This is a genomic window from Brevundimonas diminuta 3F5N, from assembly GCF_900163625.1.
Classification (GTDB): Bacteria; Pseudomonadota; Alphaproteobacteria; order Caulobacterales; family Caulobacteraceae; genus Brevundimonas; species Brevundimonas diminuta_A.
Window position 1 is genome coordinate 17917 of the sequence record NZ_FUIE01000045.1, and the last position, 20113, is coordinate 38029.

The window sequence follows — 20113 nt, forward strand, 5'->3', positions numbered from 1 at the left end:
CGTAATTGCGGACATTGCGAGTTATGGCTGGGCCGGGCGACCGGCCCAGCCTTTTCCATTTGATGAACCGCATGGCCGCAGCCCCGCTTGAAGTCCGTACGCTGTCCGACCGCCTGATGGAGGTGGTGCGCGACATGATCCTGTCCGGTGCGATCGCGCCTGAGGTGCCGATCCGGCAGGACGCGCTGGCGGCTGATCTGAACGTCTCCAAGATTCCCCTGCGCGAGGCCCTGGTGCGGCTGGAGCAGGACGGCCTGGTGGTGTCGCACGCCAACCGGGGCTTCTTTGTGCGCGGCATGAGTGCGGCCGAGGCTGAGGAAATCTATGAACTGCGCCTGAAGCTGGAGCCGGAAGCGGCGGCCCAGGCCTGCCTCATTGCTGACGAGTCTCAGCGCGCCACGGCTCAGCGCGTGCTGGCCGAACTGGACGCGGCGGCTGCGGCCCGCCTGCCCAGCGTCGGGCCGTTGAATCGCGCCTTCCACATGGCCCTGGTTCAGCCGGGCCAGCGGGTGCTGACGGCCGAGATCACCGCCCGCCTGCACGTCATGGCGGACCGCTACGTCCGCAAGCACCTGGAGCACAAGGGCCGTCACGTGACGGCCGAGGCCGAGCACCGCGAGATCCTGCAGGCATGGCTGGACCGGGACGCCGACGCCGTGCGTCGCCTGGCGAACGCGCACCTGGAACACACCCTGCGCGACCTGCGCGAGGAGTTCGAGCTGGAGGCGGCCGAAGCCGCCGGGCGCAAGGCCTCCTGAGCGAAGAAGCTCAGGTTTCCTTGACGTCTGCAGGTGCGGCGGCGGGCTGCGTCGATTTGAACGCGGTCGTCAGCAGGCTGGCGGCGGCGTAGAGGACCACGACCACCACGCCCCAGCGCAGCACCGTCAGCGGCAGGGAGGTGATGACGAAGGCGGCCAGCAGCACGGCCGGTATCCCGCCGATCGCCATGCCCAGCACCAGGCGCAGGTCGATGCGCTCGCTTCGGATGAAGCGCAGGCTCGATACCGGCATCAGGAAGGCGCAGGCGCCCATCATGATGGGAAAGGCCGCCGTCGGGTTCATGCCCATCAGGCTGAGCATGATCAGGGACGGCGCATAGAGGCCGATGCCGAAGCTCATCAGCGCGCCCATGACCAGATGCGCCAGCACGGCGACGATGAACAGATTTCCCTCCAGAGACACCGCCTCGCCGCCAGCGGGCATCAGGTTCAGATTGGTCATGGCGTAGAGGGCGGCGGCGATCAGCAGGGCCGCGCCGACCACCGTCTGCACCGCCCGCACAGGCAGGCGCAGCACGATGGGCGCGCCGATCACCGCGCCCAGGATCGAGGCGCCGATACAGGCGATCAACAGCACCGGATCGACCTGGATCAGCTTCATGAAGACCAGGCCCTGCATCACTGTCGGCAGGCAGTGACCCGCGTTCAGCACGGCGGGCAGGAAGCTGTCGGGGACCAGCTTGCGGAACCGCAGCCAGGCCGTCGTCGGCGCAAATGACCCTATGCCCAGGGCGTCGAAGAAGTTGGCGACGGCACCGATGGCCACGCCCTCGGCCTTGGGTCTGAGCTCACCGCGCGCCCTGGCCGTGCGGACCAGTTGCACGGCGTAATAGGCGGCCAGCAGCGCCAGCACCGTCAATAGAACGGCTACGATCATGTTTCCCTCCCCCGAGGTCTCGCCGCTCTTGCCGGACGGTCCGAGCCTAAGGAAAACATGCCTGTAAATCAGATACAATATACGTTGAAAGCTTTGTCCGTGCTCAGGCCTGATCCAGCGGGCGCCGGTCGGCCTGCGCGATATATCTGGCGGGGGGCTTACCCATGACGGTCTTGAACATGGTGATGAAGGCGCTGGCGGATTCGTAGCCTAGGTCATAGGCGACGCTCTGGACCGAGGCGCCGGATGACAGTCGCTGCAAGGCCAGGACGATCTGCAATTGTTGGCGCCAGCGGCTGAAGTTCATGGCCGTCTCGCGCACGACCAAACGGGTCAGGGTGCGTTCGCTCATGGCGACGCGGCGCGCCCATTCGCCCACGGTGGATCGGTCGCCGGGGTTCTCGATCAGCGCCTCGGCGATGCGGCGCAAGGCGGGGGAGGCGGGGATCGGCAGATGCAGGGCTGCGATTTCCGTCCGCCGCAGCTCTTCCAGAACGACCTGGGCGATCCGGTCCAGATGGCTGTCGGGCGCATAGTCGGGCGTGGGCTGGCGGGCGAGGTGGCGGATCAGCTCGATCAGCATGGGGCTGAGCGACAGGGTGCAGCATCGGTCGGGCAGGCCGGGCACGTCCGGCTCGACGAACACCATGCAGACGCGGCCGTTGGCGGTGACGCGGTTGCTGTGCGGCGTGCCGCCGGGCGCCCAGACGCCGCCGCCCAGGGGCGCCATCCACAGGCCGTCCTGCGTCCGGCACATGACTCCGCCCTGCAGCGCGACGACCAGCTGGGCCTTGCGATGAGTGTGCAGGGGCAGTTCGACGTCATGGGCCGATCCGCCCAGGCTGACGGCGATGGCGTCCTGAGGAAAGGCGTCGGGATCGAAGCTCTGGAAGCAGGCGTGCAGCGAGGTCATGGCGGTCTGACCGATAATCGAAACTTCATGCCTGAATATCCGAAGTTCGCCGATCGCTCCATCGCTAGTGTGGACTGGCCTTTCTCCCCGAGGCGTCTCTCCCTGGCGGCCTGTCATGACTTCGCGTTCCTCACTGCATCCATTCTGGGTCATCGCCGGCGTTCTGTTGGTGGCGGGCACCCTGCGCGGAACTTTCACCGGGGCGGGGCCGCTGCTCGGCGATATCGGCCAGGCGTTCGGTCTGGGGGCGAGCCAGGCGGGGTTCCTGATCACCCTGCCGCTGCTGGCCTTCTTCGTCGTCTCGCCGTTCGCGGCGCGGCTGGCCAGGGCTGTAGGGCTGGAACGAGCGATCTTCCTGGCGCTGGCGGCCATGATCGCAGGCGTGGCGATTCGGTCCGCCGGACCGTTGTGGACGCTCTATCTAGGGTCGTTCGTGCTCGGGGCGGGCATCGCCATCGGCAACACCCTGCTGCCCAGCCTGTTGAAGCGGGACTTTCCCGATCAGATCACCAAGCTGACGACCCTTTACGCCATCACCATGGGCGTGGCCTCAGCCGGGGCGTCGGCCGTCATGACGCCGCTGGCGCAGGCGTTCGACTGGCGGCTGGCGCTGGCGGCGTTGGTCGTATTGCCGACGGCGGCGGCTCTGGTCTGGATTCCGCAGTTGCGTCGTCGGTCTGCGCCGGGGGCTGCGCCAGGGGCCGAGGCGGCGGCGGGCGTAAGCGGCGTTTCGGTGTGGCGGTCGGGCCTGGCGTGGCAGGTGACGCTCTTCTTCGGCGTGAACTCCTTCGTCTACTACGCGGTGGCGGCCTGGCTGCCGTCGATCCTGACGAGCGCGGGGGCGTCGGCGGAAGCGGCGGGCGGCCTGCACGGGGTGATGCAGCTGGGCACGGCGGCGCCGGGTCTGGTTCTGGTCCCCCTAGTCCGCCGGTTGAAGGATCAGCGGGCGCTGGCGGCGGGCTTCTCCCTGTTGGGTCTCGTGTCCTTGACGGGCCTGTACGTCGCGCCGGGACTGGCGATGATCTGGGTCGCCCTGTTCGGGTTCGCCATCGGCGGCGCCTTCATCCTGGCTCTGGCCTTCATCGGTCTGCGGAGCCGTTCGGCCGAGCAGACCGCGCAGCTTTCAGGCATGACCCAGTCGGTGGGCTATCTGATGTCCGCCTGCGCGCCCGTTTCTATTGGAGCCCTGCATGACGCGGTCGGCGCCTGGGCTCCGGTCCTGGCGGTATGCGGCGCCCTGTGCATCCTGATGGTCGCGCTGGGGCTGGGCGCCGGGCGTGATCGCCAGCTCGCCTAGGCTCGCTCAGGGCCGAGCGGTGAAGACGCGGTAGCCCTTTTCCTCCGCCGCCGCGATCATCTGGGCGTCGCCCGAGGTGTCGCCATAGGCGGCGGCCAGCTGCATGTCGGCGCCGTAGGCGGCGCGCAGGCGGTGCATCTTCTCCTCGCCCCGGCAATTGCCGCCGACGAAGGTTCCCAGCACGCGGTCCTGGTCGTCGAAGGCCAGGCGGGTGCCGATCAGGTTCTCGGCGCCCAGTTTGCGGGCGAAGGGGGCGACCGTGGTTTCAGGCGAGGCGGTGACGATGACGCGGTGGGCGCCGCGACGGCCCCAGTCTTCCCATGTCGCCAGGGCGTCCGGGCGCATGAAGCGCGGCCAGATGTCTGTGGCGAAGCGTTCGGCTTCGGCTTCCAGCGCCTTGCGGTCGGCGTCCATCAGGAACTCGCGCACCGAGGCGACCTTGATCCGGCCGCGATCCTTGTCGCTCAGATAGGCGAAGACGGCCGGGATCAGCCGCGCCAGGCCCTGAACCCAGCGCAGGGGACCGGCCCGCCACTTCAGGAACTCGGTGAAGCTGTCGCGAATCGTCAGGGTGCCGTCGAAATCGAAGGCGACGATGGCCTGGCCGGGGGCAGGGGACTGGTGAAAGGCTTTTTCGCTTCCCATGTCAGACATTAGCCGTGATCCCCATATTATCTGTCCTGTCCGATCCCCGAAGCACGCTGCGGCGCCGCAACGGGGTTGTGGCGGAACGTGTGATGGGTGATTGTCATTTTTTGAAGACCTTCGATGATAGATTCCTTGGATCGATCGTGAAGGAAGCGCCTTTCGTCCCAATGTCGGGGCGGATCGCGGATAGTGAGAAGGGTCTATGACCAAAGCCGCCGGCACAGACGCCAAAAGCACGCTCTACTGCTCGTTCTGCGGCAAGAGCCAGCACGAAGTCCGCAAACTGATCGCCGGACCGACCGTTTTCATCTGCGATGAATGCGTCGAACTGTGCATGGACATCATCCGCGAAGAGCACAAAATCGCGTTTAAGACCTCCAAGGACGGCGTACCCACGCCCAAGGAGATCCGCGACGTCCTCGACGATTATGTGATCGGGCAAAGCCACGCCAAGAAGGTGCTGAGCGTCGCCGTTCATAACCACTACAAGCGCCTGAACCACGCGACGAAGAACAACGACGTCGAGCTGGCCAAGTCGAACATCATGCTGATCGGGCCGACCGGCTCGGGCAAGACGCTGCTGGCCCAGACGCTGGCGCGGATCATCGACGTGCCGTTCACCATGGCCGACGCCACGACCCTGACCGAAGCCGGTTATGTGGGCGAGGATGTCGAGAACATCATCCTGAAGCTGCTTCAGGCGTCGGACTACAACGTCGAGCGGGCCCAGCGCGGCATCGTCTACATCGACGAAATCGACAAGATCTCGCGCAAGTCGGACAACCCGTCGATCACCCGCGACGTGTCGGGCGAAGGCGTGCAGCAGGCCCTGCTGAAGATCATGGAAGGCACCGTCGCCTCCGTGCCTCCGCAAGGCGGCCGCAAGCATCCGCAGCAGGAGTTCCTGCAGGTCGACACCGCCAACATCCTGTTCATCGTCGGCGGCGCCTTCGCCGGCCTTGAAAAGGTGATCTCGGCGCGTGGGGCGGGGGCTTCCATCGGCTTCGGCGCCAAGGTCAAAGAGATCGACGAGCGCCGCACGGGCGACATCCTCAAGGGCGTCGAGCCGGACGATCTGATGCGCTTCGGCCTGATCCCCGAGTTCATCGGCCGTCTGCCTGTCTTGGCGACGCTGGAAGACCTGGACGAAGCGGCGCTGATCACCATCCTGACCGAGCCGAAGAACGCTCTGGTCAAGCAGTACAAGCGACTGTTTGAGATGGAGAATGTCACCCTGACCTTCACCGACGACGCCCTGTCGGCGGTGGCCAAGAAGGCGATCACCCGCAAGACCGGCGCCCGCGGCCTGCGCTCCATTCTGGAAGGCGTGCTGCTGGAGACCATGTTCGAACTGCCCACCTTCGAGGGCGTCGAAGAGGTCGTGGTCAACGCCGAGGTGATTGACGGCAAGGCGCAGCCGCTGCTGATCTATTCGGAAACCAAGAAGAAGACCGCCGACGGCGCCGCCTGACGCCACGGTCTGATCCAAGCGAAAAAGGGGCGGCTCGCCACGGGCCGCCCCTTCATCGTTTCAGGATCGGCTAAACAGCTCGTCTGAAATCACACGCTTTTTCACGCTTCTGTGGGCCGCCGCCCCGTTACGCTTGAACCGCGTCCAGACAGAACCACATACTCACACGAAAGCCGCTGAAAAATAGCGGGTCGAGTCGAGACGAGGCGGCAGTAACGCCAAGTCGGATCGGTTCGGCGGGTCTGAGATTCACGAAGGCCCCGGAAAGTACGCATCATGACCGAGAGCAAAATCCTCCCTGTCCTGCCGCTGAGAGACATCGTCGTCTTTCCGCACATGGTCGTGCCCCTGTTTGTCGGGCGCGAGAAGTCCGTGCGCGCCCTCGACGAGATCATGAAGGGCGAGAAGCAGATCCTGCTCGCTACGCAGAAGAACTCTGTCGACGACGATCCGGCGACGGACGCCATCTATTCGACCGGCGTGCTGGCGACGGTGCTGCAACTGCTGAAGCTGCCCGACGGCACCGTGAAGGTGCTGGTCGAGGGCAAGTCGCGCGCGCGCCTGACCCGCTTCACCGACCGTGAGGACTATTACGAAGCCGAAGCCGTCGAGATCGACGACGAGGCCGGCGATCCGTCGCAGAGCGAAGCCCTGCTGCGCGCCGTGATCGAACAGTTCGAAAACTATGTGAAGCTGAACAAGAAGGTCCCGCCTGAGGCCCTCAGCGCCATCCCTCAGATCACCGATCCGTCCAAGCTGGCGGACTCGGTCGCCGCCCACCTGTCGGTCAAGATCGCCGACAAGCAGGCCCTGCTCGAAACCGTGGTCATCCCGACCCGGCTGGAGAAGGTCTATGGCCTGATGGAAGGCGAGATCAGCGTCCTGCAGGTCGAAAAGAAAATCCGCAGCCGCGTGAAGCGGCAGATGGAGAAGACCCAGCGCGAGTATTATCTGAACGAGCAGATGAAGGCGATCCAGCGCGAGCTGGGCGAGACCGACGACGCTCGTGACGAACTGCTGGAGCTGGAAAAGCGCATCAAGAAGACGCGCCTGTCCAAGGAGGCCCGCATCAAGGCCGAGGCGGAGTTGAAGAAGCTGCGCAACATGTCGCCGATGTCGGCGGAATCGACCGTGGTGCGCAACTATCTCGACTGGTTGCTGTCGATCCCGTGGTCCAAGACCAAGCCCAAGGCCATCGACCTGCAGAAGGCCGAGGACATCCTCGAAGAGGATCACTACGGCCTGGAGAAGGTCAAGGAACGGATCATCGAGTATCTGGCCGTGCAGGCGCGCACCGGCAGCCTGAAGGGCCCGATCCTGTGCCTGGTCGGCCCTCCCGGCGTCGGCAAGACCTCGCTGGCTCAGTCCATCGCCAAGGCGACAGGGCGTGAATACGTCCGCATGTCGCTGGGCGGCGTGCGCGACGAGGCCGAGATCCGCGGCCACCGCCGGACCTACATCGGCTCCATGCCCGGCAAGATCATCCAGTCGATGAAGAAGGCCAAGACGACCAACGCCTTCGTTCTGCTGGACGAGATCGACAAGCTGGGCGCCGACTGGCGCGGCGACCCGTCTTCGGCCCTGCTGGAAGTGCTGGACCCGGCCCAGAACTCGACCTTCGGCGACCACTATCTGGAGGTCGATTACGACCTGTCGCCGGTGATGTTCGTCACCACGGCCAACAGCCTGAACATGCCCCAGCCCCTGCTGGACCGCATGGAGATCATCCGCGTCTCTGGCTACACCGAGGACGAGAAGGTCGAGATCGCCAAGCGCCACGTCCTGCCCAAACAGCTCAAGGACCATGGCCTGAAGGACAGCGAACTGATCGTCCCCGACGATACGATCCGCGACCTGATCCGCTACTATACTCGCGAAGCCGGCGTGCGTTCGCTGGAGCGCGCCCTGGGCGGTCTGGCCCGCAAGGCGGTGCGCGAGATGGCCAAGACCAAGACCGCTTCGATCACCGTGGATGCAGCCAAGCTGGCCGAATACGCGGGCGTGAAGAAGTTCCGCTACGGCGAGACGGATTCGGAAGATCAGGTCGGCATCGTCACCGGCCTGGCCTGGACCGAGTTCGGCGGCGACATCCTGACCATCGAGGCCCTGAAGATGCCGGGCCGCGGCCGCATGACCGTGACGGGCAACCTGAAGGACGTCATGAAGGAGTCGATCTCGGCGGCGGCGTCCTACGTCCGCAGCCGCGCCCTCAGCATCGGCGTCAAGCCGCCGGTGTTCGAGAAGACCGACATCCACGTCCACGTTCCGGACGGCGCCACGCCCAAGGACGGTCCCTCGGCCGGCGTGGCCATGACGGTGGCCATGGTGTCGGTCCTGACCGGCATTCCGATCCGCAAGGATATCGCCATGACCGGCGAGATCACGCTGCGTGGCCGGGTCACGGCCATTGGCGGCCTGAAGGAGAAGCTGCTGGCGGCCCTGCGCTCGGGCGTGAAGACCGTGCTGATCCCGCAGGAGAACGAGAAAGACCTGGAGGACGTGCCGGAAAACGTGAAGGCGGCCCTCGAGATCGTGCCGATCTCCACTGCCGACGAGGCGCTGAAGTGGGCCCTGACGGGCACGCCGACTCCCGTCGAGTGGGACGAGGCGGCCGAGCCCATGTCGCCGACGCCTCCGGCGCCGACGGCGGGCGAGGGAGCCAGCGTCAGCCACTGACGCCCGCTCTCTGACCAGATGAAGGAAGGCGGTTCGGGGCGACCCGGACCGCCTTCTTTTTGACCTTCATGTCGACAGGGCGTTAAGTGCGCGCTTCGTTCGCGCGGGGAGGTGCAGACATGACCAAGACGGAACTGATCGGGCGGATGGCCGAGGCGGCGGGCATAAGCCGCGACCAGGCCAAGCTGGCGCTGGAAGCCTTCACCGATCAGGTGACGGGCTCTCTGGTTCAGGGGCGCGACGTGCGCCTGGTCGGCTTCGGCAGCTTCGTCGTCGTGGACCGCAAGGCAGGCGTGGCCCGAAACCCCCAGACCGGCCAGGAGATCGCCCGCCCGGCCTCGCGCACCGCGCGCTTTCGTCCCGGCGAAGGTTTGAAAAGCGCCTTGAACGGCTGACCGCCACAGGGCATGAAGCCTGTCCCGACGATGAGTCGGATGATGTGGGCGGCTAGCTCAGCTGGTCAGAGCATCTCGTTTACACCGAGAGGGTCGGCGGTTCGAACCCGTCGCCGCCTACCAAATTTTCCGAATAAAATCATAATCTTAAAAATGCTCTACGCTCCGTGTGCGGAGCATTTTCTACTTAGTTTTGGCGTTCTGGGGCGATTCTGGGGCAGTTTGCGCGGTGATTGACGGCCGCCATGGCGCGTGCAGCGTCATGAAATGTGCGGATTGCGTCAAAGGGCCGCAATGAGCTTTCCAGGGCTTTTCAGGGCGTTTCACCTGGCCTGACCGCGTCTGGAAAACCGGTTGTATCGACCGGTCAACCCGGGCTCGGATCCGCGATGCGCTCTGCAGCACGCGGTTATCCGGTGCTAGAATCAATGGTCGTTGATTTGCAGCGATGAGCGCATGGAGCGCGACTTGGCGGCGGGCACCCTCACGACGGATCGACAAATCTCGAGTCTGAAGCCGGGATCGACAGCCTATGAGCGAGCGGTCAGCGGAAGTCAGGGCCTGTTCGTTCGCGTGGCTCCCACCGGGACCAAGCAATTCCAGTACCGGTACATCGCGACAGGGGGCGCGCGCCGACGCCTGGTCCTGGGATTCTATCCCGGACTATCGCTCGCCAAGGCCAGAGCGGCTGGCGCTGCGGCGAGGATGGCCGTTCTGGAAGGGACCGATCCTGTAGGGGAACGGGCCCTGGTTCGGGATCGAATGCGGACGGGCGAGACCCTGGACGAACTTGCCGAGGCCTACTGGGCGGCTGCCGCCGTGGGTCTTCATGGAGGTCGCCGTCGTCCCAAGCGGGCGATTTCAATCCAAAGGGAAAGACACACCTGGAAGAGGCATGTGAAGGGGCCATTGGGCGGACGCGTCTTTGCCGACATCCGTCGCGCCGACATCAAGGTCTTTATGCGGGACCTGGTTGTGGATGGCCGCTTTGCGCCCGCGACGATAGCGACCGTGGGCGGGATTCTTCATGCCGTCCTAGGCTTTGCGGTTCTGGAGGAGCGGATCGAGGTCAATCCGGCGACCGGCCTCTCACGACCTCTGGCGTTGACCTCGCGAGAGCGGATGTTCGACGATGGGGCTTTGAAGGCGATATGGGACGTAGCGGTTCTGGCCTCCCAACCCCGAGGGCCGAACGAGAAGACCTCTGGAATTTATGCGCGCCTCGACCCTGCCATGGGGCTGGCGATTCAGTTCCTGATGCTCACCCTGACGCGGCGTAGCGAAATCGCCGGCGCTCGGAAGGTGGAGGTGGACCGAGCGGCGGGGCTCTGGATCATCCCCTCGGAGCGAGCCAAGGCGCGACATCCGCATGTGGTCCCCTTGGGCGCACAGTGCTTGGAGGTGCTCGACAAGGCTTGGGCTCTTGATCCGGATAGTCCTTTCATCTTCCCATCTCCGCGCTCGCCGGATCAGCATCTTGACCCCCAAGCCATTACTCGGGCGATTGCGAGGACCTGCGCTCGAAAAAAGCTGCCCTTGGGGTCGCCTCATGACGTCAGGCGGTCCGGGGCGACGACCCTGACGGGGCGTTACGGGGTCACGCGCTTCATTGTCGGCCTTGTCCTTGGGCATACCCCGAGTGATGGGGCGGCGGTCACAGGGGTTTACGACCGGCACACCTATGTTCCAGAAAAGCGGAAGGCGTTGGAGCTATGGGCGGGCCATCTCTGCGGAGAGACGGTCTCGGACTCGGTGAAAGCGGTGTCTGTCGATGCCGAGGAGAGACCGACGGCCACTGCGGTTCTGGATGAGCTTGCTGTTTATGTGGGGGCGGCCAAGTCCCGTGCTCTCGCTTTGTGCGAGGTCGGGGATCTTCATTCGGCGGTGTTAAGCCTGTGCATGGACCTTTCGCGCCGTCCCGAGACGGCTAGCAGCCATTTGGAAATTCTCGCGCGTGGCGGGCTTGATCTGGCGATTTCCGGCTCGAGAGAAGGCGTGGAGGCTTGGGTGAATGGATTTCGGTGAGCCGAAGGCGGCGGCTCACCGAACCGCCTTGCTCTATTGGCCTCGAGCCGGGCGCCAGCCTTGGGGTGTTTCCACCCAGACATCGTCGGCGTTTGCCGATGACTGCGTCTGGGGCGCATATCCCTGCTGAGGGGAGTCGATCTGAACCGGCGATATGCGTGGGTAGACCGCCAGGGGCGCCGGTTGCGAAGCGGGTGCGCTCGTGGCGAAGGTCCGAGTTGGAATCGGAACGACAGGGCGTTGAGCGGCAGGCTCGTAGGAGGCGCGAGGCGCAAGATTGGGGGGAGGGAGCAGGTCGACAGGCGCGGATGCAACGGCCTGGGGCATGCTTGCGCAGGCCTGTTGGTGAACGACTTGTCGTTTCGACCGGGTGACCCGGGATCCGGTGTAGGTGATGACGTCCTGCGCGGAAAACAGATCCGGCGACGGACGGTAGCCGGCTGAAGGATTGACCCCCTGGATGTAGAGGTCGACGCCGGGTTGGACGAAGGTGAACTCTTGGCCTGGGCTATAGACCGTCGACATGGAGCCCGAGCCGCGTCCGCCATTGTAGCTGGAGGACCAGTTCGTCGTGCTTGAACTGGGCGAAATCCAATTGCTCGTCGTGGTGCGATTGTCTGAATCGACGATTCTGAAGTGGCTGAAGCAAGCCGCTGCAGCAGCTTCTGCGGCCTGCAGGAGGGCGTAGTCCGCCGCCACGGTCTTGTCGGTGAAATGGTTTGCGCGTGACTTGATGCGGAAGGTATCAGCGCTCATTCGTTCAGCGGCGACCCCGCCTGAAAAACCCATCTCGCCGTAGGCCGTCGCGCACCCAGACAGGGCGAGTGCGGAAATCGCTGAAATTAGGATACGCATCTTGGCTCCCTCCGAGTGACTTTGCAGTCTTCGTAAGCTGGACCGTTAAAGGACGCTCTAAGCGGTACAGTTAACGGACTGGTCCATTCAGCGGTGAGAAGAGCGGAAGCCTGAGGCGCGTCGGCGGAGTGTCCGCTTTCGTAGCCGGCAGGCAGCATCAGTTTGGGTTGTGAAGCCCAATGAGAGATATTGATGCTCTTGGGGTTTGGCCTGGCGTCAGGCTTCTAGCGGAGCGCTGTCATGTCCATTCGCGGCCCCTGCGACGCTGGTCAGGTTCAGAGCGCCCTTGCGCCCGTCCAAACTCTTAGCGCCGCACGCAAGCGTTGGGTTCTGATCGCCACGGTTCTGGGCTCCAGCCTGACCTTCATCGACGGCTCGGCGCTGGGCGTGGCCCTACCGACCATCCAGCACGATCTGGGAGCGGGTCCGGCCGCCGCACAGTGGATCTCCAACGCCTATCTGCTGATGCTCGGCGCGCTGGTGCTCATCGGTGGCGCGGCGGGCGACAGGTTCGGACGCCGTCGGGTTTTTCTGATCGGCGTGAGCATTTTCGCCCTCGCCTCGATTGCCTGCGGTCTGGCGCCGACCGTCGAGATCCTGATCGGCGGTCGAGCCTTGCAGGGCATCGGGGCGGCGTTGCTGACGCCTGGCGCTCTGGCTCTCATCGGTTCGGCCTTCCCGCCGGAGGAGCGCGGCAAGGCTTTCGGAACCTGGGCGGGGGCCGGAGCGCTTTTTGGGATGGTCGGGCCGCTTGTCGGCGGCTGGCTGTCAGACCATGCAGGCTGGCGCTTCATCTTCTGGATCAATGTTCCGCTGGCGGCCCTGACGATGGCGGTCGGCGTGCGGGCCCTGCTCGAGAGCAGGGATGGCGACGCGCGCGGGCTCGACGGGCTGGGGGGGCTTCTGGCCATGACCGGCCTCGCCGCCCTGACGTGGAGCCTGATCTCCGCGCCGGATCGGGGCTGGGACGATCCAGCCGTCGTCATCGGGCTGATCTGCGGCGGCGGGGCCCTGGCCGCCTTCCTGCGGGCCGAGGCCCGCGAACGCTATCCCATGATGCCGCTCGCCCTGTTCCGCTCGCCGGTCTTCAGCGGCATGAACCTGCTGACCCTGTTGCTCTATTTTGCGCTGGGCGGGGCGATGTTCTTCCTGCCCTTCGACCTGATCCGGGTCCAGGGCTTCAGCGCCACGATGGCGGGGGCGGCCATGTTGCCCTTTGCGGTGATCATGGGGCTGTTCTCGGGACTGGCGGGACGCCTCGCCGACCGGTTCGGGGCGCGGTTGTCGCTGGCTGTCGGGCCTGGCCTCGCGGGGATCGGCCTGGGCCTGCTCGCCCTGCCCGGGCCAGGTGCGGGCTATGTGGATGGACCTCTGGCGGGAATGACCGTGCTGGCGATCGGCATGACCCTCGCGGTCGGGCCGCTGACCGCGGCGGTGATGGGGGCGGTCGAGCCGGCGCGCGCCGGGGTGGCCTCTGGCGTGAACAACGCCATGGCGCGCATAGCGGGCCTGCTGGCCGTCGCCTTGCTGGGCGCGCTGATGTCATCGGTCTTCGTCGACCGCGTGGGCGGCACCGACGCCCGGATATTGCTCGGAGAGGTGATGGCGGGCGGAACGTCACCTTCAGGCGCCGTCGAAGCCTTCCACGCGTCTTTCCGCGTCGTGATGCTAACCTGTTCAGCTTGCGCGGTAGCGGCCGGAATAGTCGGAGGCCTGACCGGGCCGAAGCGGCGCTAGTCGAGGCTGGGGGGCAGGCGAGGTCAAGTCCTGTGCGCTGCAATAGATAGCGGTCTATCCAAACGCCATCTGGGCAGGTCTTCGGTTTGATGCCGGCGAATATTCCTGCCTGCGTTAGGGATGGGCGCCTTCCAAACCGTCTCTCCACTGACCGCCTGAAGGCGGTGTTTTCAGTGGAGTTTTTTGTGCCTCGTTCAAACCTTGTAGGTCCCTCGCCAGTTGGCGCGTCGGTTCAGAGAAAAAGGGGCCGCCCGGCGCTGCCCATCGTCACCCATCCCGTCAGCCTGTGGGAGGTTCATGAAGAGCCACGGGATTTTCACGCCGCGCTGGATCTGCAGATCCGTCGACATGGCGAAAACTCTCATCGTCTGCACCGGGCGATCATGGCCGCCGGCGGATTGACGGACCGGACCACCTTGGCGGCCTGGCGGCGCGGTTTGAAGGTCCCGCAGACGCCCGCGAGCCTGAAGGTCCTCGACATCATCGAGCATCGCTATCGGCTGGAAGTCGGCTATCTGCGGTCGCGGCTGCAACGGCGGCGCGCGCTCTCAGGTCTGGTTCCGCCGGAGGTGCGACATGCGGAATCGCGTCGTCTGGCCTGGCACCTCCCAGACGACTTCGATGAGAGGTCAGCGGAGGAACAGGAGGAAATCCTGGCCTGGGTGCGTTCGACCATCCTGTCCGGCGGCACCGCCTATCATCGCTATCATTCGACCGTGTCGAAGCATCGGTTCGCGCTTCGCTTTGATGGAAGCGGGCCTGCCGAACTGGCGGCCCCCGCGCCTTTGAAGGCTGAGATGAACGCCCTTCTGCGTTTCAAGTCGGCGACGCTCACGGATATCGGCTACCAGCGCTCAGGCGTCTGGGGCGCGGAGACTGCGGCCCAGCGGGAGGAGCATTTGGCTCTGCTGTTCGGCGCCCTGGCCGCCCCGCCTGACGACGAGGTCAGCGGGTTGGGCGTGCCCCGGGAGGACCTGACCTTCGGGCTGCTCGTCCTGCCGGCAGTTTGGGACTGGTATGTGCAGTGGCGCGAGCGGCGCCGGGGCTTCTTCACCGGCTGGGAGAGCGAGATGCTTCTGCTGGGCGCGGCCTTCTCGCGCGGCCAGACGGGGTGGCTGAGGCAGAGCCCGTGGCTGGCGGAGCGGCTTCGTCCCGTTCAGGGCATCGTCGCGCAGGAGGAAATCGATCGGATCCGTGAGGATTGGGACAGCGCCTGCGAGCAGGTCCATCGCCATGCCCTGGCCAGGTCCAAGGAGATCGAGCGGGTCGCACGGGTTCACCGGGATCCGTTCGAGCCCATCCTGCCCATTCTCGAAGCGGCGAGCCCAGTCGGCGAGTATCGCAAGATCACGGAGGAAATCCTGCGCCGCATGCCGGAAGAGAGGCGCTATCCCCGGGCCGCCGCCGAGGCGGTCCGGTCCTTCCTTATGTTAAGGCTGGGTCTGCACCTCGGCGTCCGGCAGAAGAACCTGCGGCAACTCCAACTGCGTCCGCGGGGGAGCCCGCCGACGCCCGAGAGGGAACTGGAGGTCCGGCGGTGCGGCGAACTGCGCTGGAGCGAGAGGGAAGGCGGCTGGGAGGTCTTCATTCCCTGCGTGGCCTTCAAGAACTCCGGCTCGGCCTACTTTTCCAAACGCCCGTTCCGGCTTCTGTTGCCGGACCTCGGCGGATTGTATCGCTGGATCGACGCCTATGTGGGACGCCATCGACCGGCCTTGCTGAACGGCTCGCGCGATCCAGGCGCCTTCTTCGTCAAGACCGTGAAGACCTCGAGCCGCGACGCCGCCTACAACCAGCACACCTTTTACAGCGCCTGGCGTCAGGTGATCCAGCGGTACGGGATCTACAACCCCTACACGGGGAGGGGGGCGATCCCGGGCCTGCTTCCCCACGGGCCGCACAATGTGAGGGACGTCCTGGCGACCCACGTGCTGAAGCTGACCGGGTCCTACGAGCAGGCCAGCTACGCCATCCAGGACACGCCGGCCACGGTCGCCGACCACTACGGTCGCTTTCTCCCGCAGGACAAGGCGGCGCTGGCGGCCCAGGTCCTGAACCGGGTCTGGGAGGCGGCCGCATGACAAAGTAGACGTGTTTCTATTTTGTTCTCTTTTTGCTAGGCGTGGGTCCATGGACATCGCCGCGCCGCGCAAGATCATCCATGTGGATATGGACGCCTTCTTCGCCTCGGTGGAGCAGAGGGATGATCCCGCCCTGCGCGGCCGCCCCGTCGCCGTAGGCCACGCCGCTTCGCGCGGCGTGGTCGCCGCGGCCAGCTATGAGGCGCGGAGGTTCGGCGTGCGGTCGGCCATGCCCTCGAGCACCGCCTTGCGGAAGTGCCCGGAACTGATCTTTACGCCGCCCCGGTTCGAGGTCTATCGCGCCGTCTCGGCGCAGATCCACGCCATCTTCGCCGACTATACGAACCTGATCGAACCCCTGTCCCTCGACGAAGCCTATCTCGACGTGACCGCCAATATCCGGGGTCTGCCGACGGCCTCGGCGATGGCGGAGGAGATACGCGCGCGCATCCTCGAGGCGACGGGTCTGACGGCGTCGGCCGGAGTTTCCTACAACAAGTTCCTGGCCAAGCTGGCCTCGGACCAGCGCAAGCCGAACGGCCAGTTTGTCCTGCCGCCGGGACGAGGAGAGGCCTTTGTCCAGGACCTGCCGGTCAAGCGCTTTCATGGCGTCGGCCCGGTGACGGCGGAGAAGATGAATCGCCTGGGCATCGAGATCGGCGCTGACCTGAAGCGTCAGTCCCTGGCCTTCCTGCAGCATCACTTCGGCAAGTCCGGCGCCTGGTACCATGGCGTGGCGCGGGGAGAGGATCATCGCCCGGTCAATCCAGATCGCGAGCGCAAGTCTAGCGGTTCAGAGACCACCTTTGCCCAGGATCTCGTCGAGCCGGAGGCGATCGAGGCCGGGGTCGAGGAAATGGCCGACGAGGTCTGGGCCTGGTGCGAGAAGGCCGGCTCGCTGGGCCGGACCGTGACGGTGAAGGTCAAATGGGCGGACTTCCAGCAATCGACCCGCAGCCGGTCCTTCAATGAGCCGGTCGCCTCGAAGGTCCGCCTCCGGGAGGTCAGCCGCCTGTTGGTGCGTTCGCTCTATCCGCCGACCAGGGGAGTGCGTCTGGTCGGGGTCACAATCTCCAATCTCGAGAAGGCGACGGCTCAGCCCACCGTCGGCGAACTGGGCCTGTCATGACGGCGGTTCAGACCAACCTTTGCGGTTATGCATGGCGCTGGCGGCTGCAGAGCGAGGTTCTGCCCCTGCTTCTTCGGCGTTTTCCCCTTTCTAGGCGGTCTATCGCAAGCGCCGCCCACCCCTTAGGTCCTCGCTTGTCGTCGCAAGCGTGTGGCGAAGAGGGCGAGGTCTCTTCGCTAGATCTTCTCATCTCGGCCCGGTCATGAAATCCATCAAGCGATCCGAACTGTATGCGCGCGTCTGGTCGACGCCGATGAACCGCTTGGCGCTCGAACTCGGCGTCTCCGCGACCCGATTGGTCGATGACTGCCGGCGCAACTCTGTTCCGACGCCGCGCGCCGGGTATTGGTCCAAGCTGGCGCATGGCGCAGCAGCGACAACCCCCGCCTTACCTGAGGGGGAGGACGTCGATATCGCCCTCGAAGGCCCGCGGCCGAGGACCGCCGTCGTCAAGCCGCCGAAGCCCCTCAAGCCTGAGCGTTTGCCCGTTTCGAACTGGAAGGAGGCGTCGCCGAGCACACCGGAGTCTGAACCCGTTCCGGCTGCTGAGCCTGTCTTGAAGGCTCCATCGGCCGACGCTCACCGGAAGACCATCAAGACCATCACGAGTCTGCTGTCGGAGCGCGGTGAGGGCCTGCGACAGGTTTCGGGCGCTGGCCGCTTCAGGGTGACGGCGAGCGCCGCATTAATCGGTCGAGCGGAGACCATCCTCAGCCAACTGGTTCATGGCGTGGAGGGGATCGGAGGAAAGGTGGTCGAAGGCGAACGGGGATTTTGTCTTTCGCTCGACCATGAGGTTCTAGGCTTTGAGCTTGTCGAGCAGACTGATCGGTTCGCTTATCGCCTGACCGAGGCGGACTTGGCGAAGAAGGCGGCCTGGCATGTTCGGGTCGCCGCCGCCCGACGTACGGGCGGGTGGGTGTCATCCTATGACGCGCCCAAGTTTCCCGACTGGGACCATCGGCCCAACGGCAAGATGTCTCTGAAGCTCGACGATGCGGCGGGCTATCTCGGCGTCCGCAAGACCTTCTCCGACCGCAAGTCCCAGCGGGTCGAAGATCTGCTCCCCCTGATCGTCGAGACGCTCCAGGCCTATGTGGCGGCGGTGGCGGATCGCAAGGCCGAACAGGAGCGGCGACGGATCGAGGCGGAGGAAGCCGAGCAGGTGAGGCGCAAGGCGCAGAAGCGGGCCGAACTCGAGGCTAAACGGTTCGAGTTTCTTGACCGCCAATTGGCGCGGATTGAGAAGGCCGACCGCATCGACGCCTTTTTGCGAAGTCTGCCTGATGACATGGAAGACGACTCCGTGCGTCGTTTTCGGGATTGGGCTTCCGTGCAGAGCGAGCAGTTGCGGCAGGCCGTCGGTCCAGAAGCCCTGGCTCGAAAAATCGCAGCCACGGACCTGATGAACGACGAAGCCGTCATCTCATCCTGGATCGATGTGGAAACCGGGCAGTACGGGCAAGTTTGATCCGCGACCGACCGGCTTCAGTTGCGTTTTGCTCGAGGCAGATGCGGCCAGGGTTCAGACGAGGTTCAGAGCGCCTCGAAAGCCGTCTGGAGCCTCTCGATACGGGCGTTGATCGCGCCCATGACCGTCGTGTGGATGTCGGTGTGGAAGTCAGGCGGCATGGCGGCCAGGGCCGTGTTCGGCGCCGTGGCTGCGCCCGCGAAAATTTCATCGACGGCTTGGCGAATGATCGTCGAACCGAGACCTGCGGCCTGGGCGGTTTCCACGAAATGGCGACCGTGGACATCCAGGATTTTGTAGTGGGGCGTGGCCCCTGCCGACATGGCCAGCTTGTACTGGGCATGGGAGATTTGCTTGGCGTTGAAGGCCTGCTGGACGGTCAGGACATCGTAGAAGGGCGTCAGGACAAAGCGCCCGCCTGGACGCAGGGCGAGGCTGAAATTCTTGCCGTGGCCGTCGGTCGCGCCGATCAGCCAGAACAGTATTTGGCTCTTCAGGAAGTCGGTTTGGTCGCGCAGCGGATCGTCGGAGCCTTGCAGGAGTTTTAGGATGTCCACCGCGCCGGGGCCGCCCTGGTTTTGGTATTTCCGACCGGGCGGAATGGACAGGGCCTGGCAGCAGTCTTCCTGCGGCAGGCGGATCAACTGGTCAGGGCCGCGCCAGAGACGGTCGAAGCGCTCGACAACCAGAACCTTCTTCGCGCCGAAGGTCGCGATCTGGGTGTTCGCCGTCTTGAGACCGAAGGCCCGGAGAAGTTGGAGGCAATAGTGTTCGTTATCGACGCTGTTGGACATGTCGACGAGGCCGGAGGCCGTCGGGATCTCTCCGATCTGCGGCTTGAGGATGTGGGTCGTCGCCGTGGCGCGCAGCGGCCGTTTCCACTGCCCCTCATGGAACAACAGGGCGGTCTTCTCCTGGGCGCCGGCCACCGAAATGCGGAAGTCGTTGTCCTGGTCCATGCCGAGCGGCGCGCGCGCGAGATTGGCCAGAAGCGCCTCGATATCGGCCTCGCTGATAGGCTCGGCCTCTATGGGCGTCATGGCGTCGAGGTCGACGCCCTCGGGGAGGACTTGCAGGGCGCCGACGCAGTCCCTGCCGATCTCGGCCAGCAGGCTGTAGGCGTCGGTTCCTGCAGCCCCGGTGCGTTCGGCGACCCGTCGGCGGACGTCGGCGTTGTCGGGCAGGAGATTGTCGAACATCGCCGTCACCGTCTCGCCCCTATAGGCGGTCGGGCGAACGGGCATGGAAAGCGAAATCGGGAAGTGCGGCGGCCAGTCCAGCCAGGCCGGATCATATTGGAAGGTGACGGCGCCGCCGGCTTCCTTATCCAGTCGCCCGACCCGCCGGTTGTTGATCATGACCGCCAGGGGAGCGTGAGCCTTGCGACGTCCCATTAGAACAGGTCCGCGAGGTCGGCGGCTGAACGGGTCGATCGCGGCCCGAGGGTCAGTTCCAGGTCGAGGGCGGCCATCAGGGCGCAGATGGCCGCGATCTTGGCGCTCTCATGTCCGGTCTCGATCTTGGAGATCATCTCCTGGCGGATGCCCGATAGCTGGGCGAGTTCGGTCTGGCTCAGGCCTTTCTGTTTGCGAAAACGTTGGATCAGGCCGCCGATTTGGCCTGGTGAGCGGGCGATGGGGTTCATGGTCGGTCGCCTCTATGTCCGGAGTTGCATAACCTTCTTGTATGCCAAAATGAGCATAAAGTAAAAATATACCGTAAAGCGCATAAATTCGCTTTATGTTCCTTGCGGCATAGA

General features: G+C 65.0%; 16 protein-coding genes and 1 tRNA gene. 11 read left to right on the forward strand and 6 right to left on the reverse strand.

Annotated elements, in window-relative coordinates:
* Window positions 1–71 precede the first annotated feature (71 nt).
* Window positions 72–758 carry a GntR family transcriptional regulator gene (locus FM111_RS08600; RefSeq protein ID WP_087140551.1) on the forward strand — a complete coding sequence of 229 codons (687 nt, stop codon included), beginning with the start codon at window positions 72–74 and terminating at the stop codon, window positions 756–758.
* 10 nt (window positions 759–768) lie between these two features.
* Here the strand turns inward: FM111_RS08600 and FM111_RS08605 are convergent, their stop codons facing one another.
* Together FM111_RS08605 and FM111_RS08610 are read right to left on the reverse strand one after the other, a co-directional pair.
* Window positions 769–1656, reverse strand: a complete 888-nt coding sequence (locus tag FM111_RS08605) for a sulfite exporter TauE/SafE family protein (protein ID WP_087140552.1) — start codon at window positions 1654–1656, stop codon at window positions 769–771.
* 103 nt (window positions 1657–1759) lie between these two features.
* Complete coding sequence (locus FM111_RS08610) at window positions 1760–2569, reverse strand: AraC family transcriptional regulator (protein ID WP_087140553.1); 810 nt, start codon at window positions 2567–2569, stop codon at window positions 1760–1762.
* A gap of 115 nt (window positions 2570–2684) precedes the next feature.
* Between FM111_RS08610 and FM111_RS08615 the strand changes: the two genes are divergently transcribed.
* The gene (locus FM111_RS08615) at window positions 2685–3866 is read left to right on the forward strand and encodes an MFS transporter (protein WP_087140554.1); all 1182 of its coding nucleotides are present in this window, start codon (window positions 2685–2687) and stop codon (window positions 3864–3866) included.
* Window positions 3867–3872: 6 nt separating this feature from the next.
* Here the strand turns inward: FM111_RS08615 and FM111_RS08620 are convergent, their stop codons facing one another.
* Complete coding sequence (locus tag FM111_RS08620) at window positions 3873–4520, reverse strand: HAD-IB family hydrolase (protein WP_087140555.1); 648 nt, start codon at window positions 4518–4520, stop codon at window positions 3873–3875.
* Between the two features lie 196 nt (window positions 4521–4716).
* Here FM111_RS08620 and clpX point away from each other — a divergent pair, with 196 nt between their 5' ends.
* The 5 genes from clpX to FM111_RS08645 all read left to right on the forward strand — a co-directional run bounded on the left by clpX (window position 4717) and on the right by FM111_RS08645 (window position 11081).
* Window positions 4717–5985 (forward strand): ATP-dependent Clp protease ATP-binding subunit ClpX, encoded by a 1269-nt coding sequence (clpX, locus tag FM111_RS08625; RefSeq protein WP_087140556.1) that lies wholly within the window; start codon window positions 4717–4719, stop codon window positions 5983–5985.
* Window positions 5986–6261: 276 nt separating this feature from the next.
* Entirely contained in the window at window positions 6262–8661 is a 2400-nt protein-coding gene (gene lon / locus FM111_RS08630) for an endopeptidase La (protein ID WP_087140557.1), read from the forward strand.
* Between the two features lie 119 nt (window positions 8662–8780).
* Window positions 8781–9056 carry an HU family DNA-binding protein gene (locus FM111_RS08635; protein WP_087140558.1) on the forward strand — a complete coding sequence of 92 codons (276 nt, stop codon included), beginning with the start codon at window positions 8781–8783 and terminating at the stop codon, window positions 9054–9056.
* Window positions 9057–9102: 46 nt separating this feature from the next.
* Window positions 9103–9179: transfer RNA gene (locus tag FM111_RS08640), tRNA-Val, on the forward strand.
* Between the two features lie 333 nt (window positions 9180–9512).
* Complete coding sequence (locus FM111_RS08645) at window positions 9513–11081, forward strand: tyrosine-type recombinase/integrase (RefSeq protein ID WP_087140559.1); 1569 nt, start codon at window positions 9513–9515, stop codon at window positions 11079–11081.
* A 33-nt stretch (window positions 11082–11114) separates the two neighbouring features.
* On the opposite strand, the gene FM111_RS16190 is transcribed toward FM111_RS08645, so the two are convergent.
* Complete coding sequence (locus FM111_RS16190; protein ID WP_143276068.1) at window positions 11115–11936, reverse strand: CC0125/CC1285 family lipoprotein; 822 nt, start codon at window positions 11934–11936, stop codon at window positions 11115–11117.
* 240 nt (window positions 11937–12176) lie between these two features.
* Here FM111_RS16190 and FM111_RS08650 point away from each other — a divergent pair, with 240 nt between their 5' ends.
* The 4 genes from FM111_RS08650 (at window position 12177) to FM111_RS08670 (ending at window position 18354) form a co-directional block, all read left to right on the forward strand.
* Window positions 12177–13673, forward strand: a complete 1497-nt coding sequence (locus FM111_RS08650) for an MFS transporter (RefSeq protein WP_087140560.1) — start codon at window positions 12177–12179, stop codon at window positions 13671–13673.
* An 89-nt stretch (window positions 13674–13762) separates the two neighbouring features.
* Window positions 13763–15754 carry a hypothetical protein gene (locus tag FM111_RS16535; protein ID WP_256968164.1) on the forward strand — a complete coding sequence of 664 codons (1992 nt, stop codon included), beginning with the start codon at window positions 13763–13765 and terminating at the stop codon, window positions 15752–15754.
* A gap of 49 nt (window positions 15755–15803) precedes the next feature.
* Window positions 15804–16883, forward strand: coding sequence for a DNA polymerase IV (dinB, locus tag FM111_RS08660; protein ID WP_087140561.1), 1080 nt, complete (start codon window positions 15804–15806; stop codon window positions 16881–16883).
* A 202-nt stretch (window positions 16884–17085) separates the two neighbouring features.
* Window positions 17086–18354 carry a hypothetical protein gene (locus tag FM111_RS08670; protein ID WP_143276069.1) on the forward strand — a complete coding sequence of 423 codons (1269 nt, stop codon included), beginning with the start codon at window positions 17086–17088 and terminating at the stop codon, window positions 18352–18354.
* Window positions 18355–18419: 65 nt separating this feature from the next.
* Here the strand turns inward: FM111_RS08670 and FM111_RS08675 are convergent, their stop codons facing one another.
* Both FM111_RS08675 and FM111_RS08680 read right to left on the reverse strand, forming a co-directional pair.
* On the reverse strand, window positions 18420–19748 hold the full coding sequence (locus tag FM111_RS08675; RefSeq protein WP_087140564.1) for a type II toxin-antitoxin system HipA family toxin: 1329 nt from the start codon (window positions 19746–19748) through the stop codon (window positions 18420–18422).
* Window positions 19748–19999: a helix-turn-helix domain-containing protein gene (locus tag FM111_RS08680; protein WP_087140565.1), complete on the reverse strand. Its 252-nt coding sequence runs from the start codon at window positions 19997–19999 to the stop codon at window positions 19748–19750. Before FM111_RS08680 ends, FM111_RS08675 begins: the two co-directional genes overlap by 1 nt.
* Window positions 20000–20113 lie beyond the last annotated feature (114 nt).

Coding starts and splice junctions, on each gene's coding strand:
- FM111_RS08610 (WP_087140553.1), bottom strand. CDS start 2,569: ATGACCTCGCTGCACGCCTGCTTCCAGAGCTTCGATCCCGACGCCTTT.
- FM111_RS08680 (WP_087140565.1), bottom strand. CDS start 19,999: ATGAACCCCATCGCCCGCTCACCAGGCCAAATCGGCGGCCTGATCCAA.
- FM111_RS16535 (WP_256968164.1), top strand. CDS start 13,763: ATGCCGGCGAATATTCCTGCCTGCGTTAGGGATGGGCGCCTTCCAAAC.
- FM111_RS08635 (WP_087140558.1), top strand. CDS start 8,781: ATGACCAAGACGGAACTGATCGGGCGGATGGCCGAGGCGGCGGGCATA.
- FM111_RS08670 (WP_143276069.1), top strand. CDS start 17,086: ATGAAATCCATCAAGCGATCCGAACTGTATGCGCGCGTCTGGTCGACG.
- FM111_RS08615 (WP_087140554.1), top strand. CDS start 2,685: ATGACTTCGCGTTCCTCACTGCATCCATTCTGGGTCATCGCCGGCGTT.
- FM111_RS08620 (WP_087140555.1), bottom strand. CDS start 4,520: ATGTCTGACATGGGAAGCGAAAAAGCCTTTCACCAGTCCCCTGCCCCC.
- clpX (WP_087140556.1), top strand. CDS start 4,717: ATGACCAAAGCCGCCGGCACAGACGCCAAAAGCACGCTCTACTGCTCG.
- lon (WP_087140557.1), top strand. CDS start 6,262: ATGACCGAGAGCAAAATCCTCCCTGTCCTGCCGCTGAGAGACATCGTC.
- FM111_RS16190 (WP_143276068.1), bottom strand. CDS start 11,936: ATGCGTATCCTAATTTCAGCGATTTCCGCACTCGCCCTGTCTGGGTGC.
- FM111_RS08650 (WP_087140560.1), top strand. CDS start 12,177: ATGTCCATTCGCGGCCCCTGCGACGCTGGTCAGGTTCAGAGCGCCCTT.
- FM111_RS08675 (WP_087140564.1), bottom strand. CDS start 19,748: ATGGGACGTCGCAAGGCTCACGCTCCCCTGGCGGTCATGATCAACAAC.
- FM111_RS08605 (WP_087140552.1), bottom strand. CDS start 1,656: ATGATCGTAGCCGTTCTATTGACGGTGCTGGCGCTGCTGGCCGCCTAT.
- FM111_RS08600 (WP_087140551.1), top strand. CDS start 72: ATGGCCGCAGCCCCGCTTGAAGTCCGTACGCTGTCCGACCGCCTGATG.
- dinB (WP_087140561.1), top strand. CDS start 15,804: ATGGACATCGCCGCGCCGCGCAAGATCATCCATGTGGATATGGACGCC.
- FM111_RS08645 (WP_087140559.1), top strand. CDS start 9,513: ATGGAGCGCGACTTGGCGGCGGGCACCCTCACGACGGATCGACAAATC.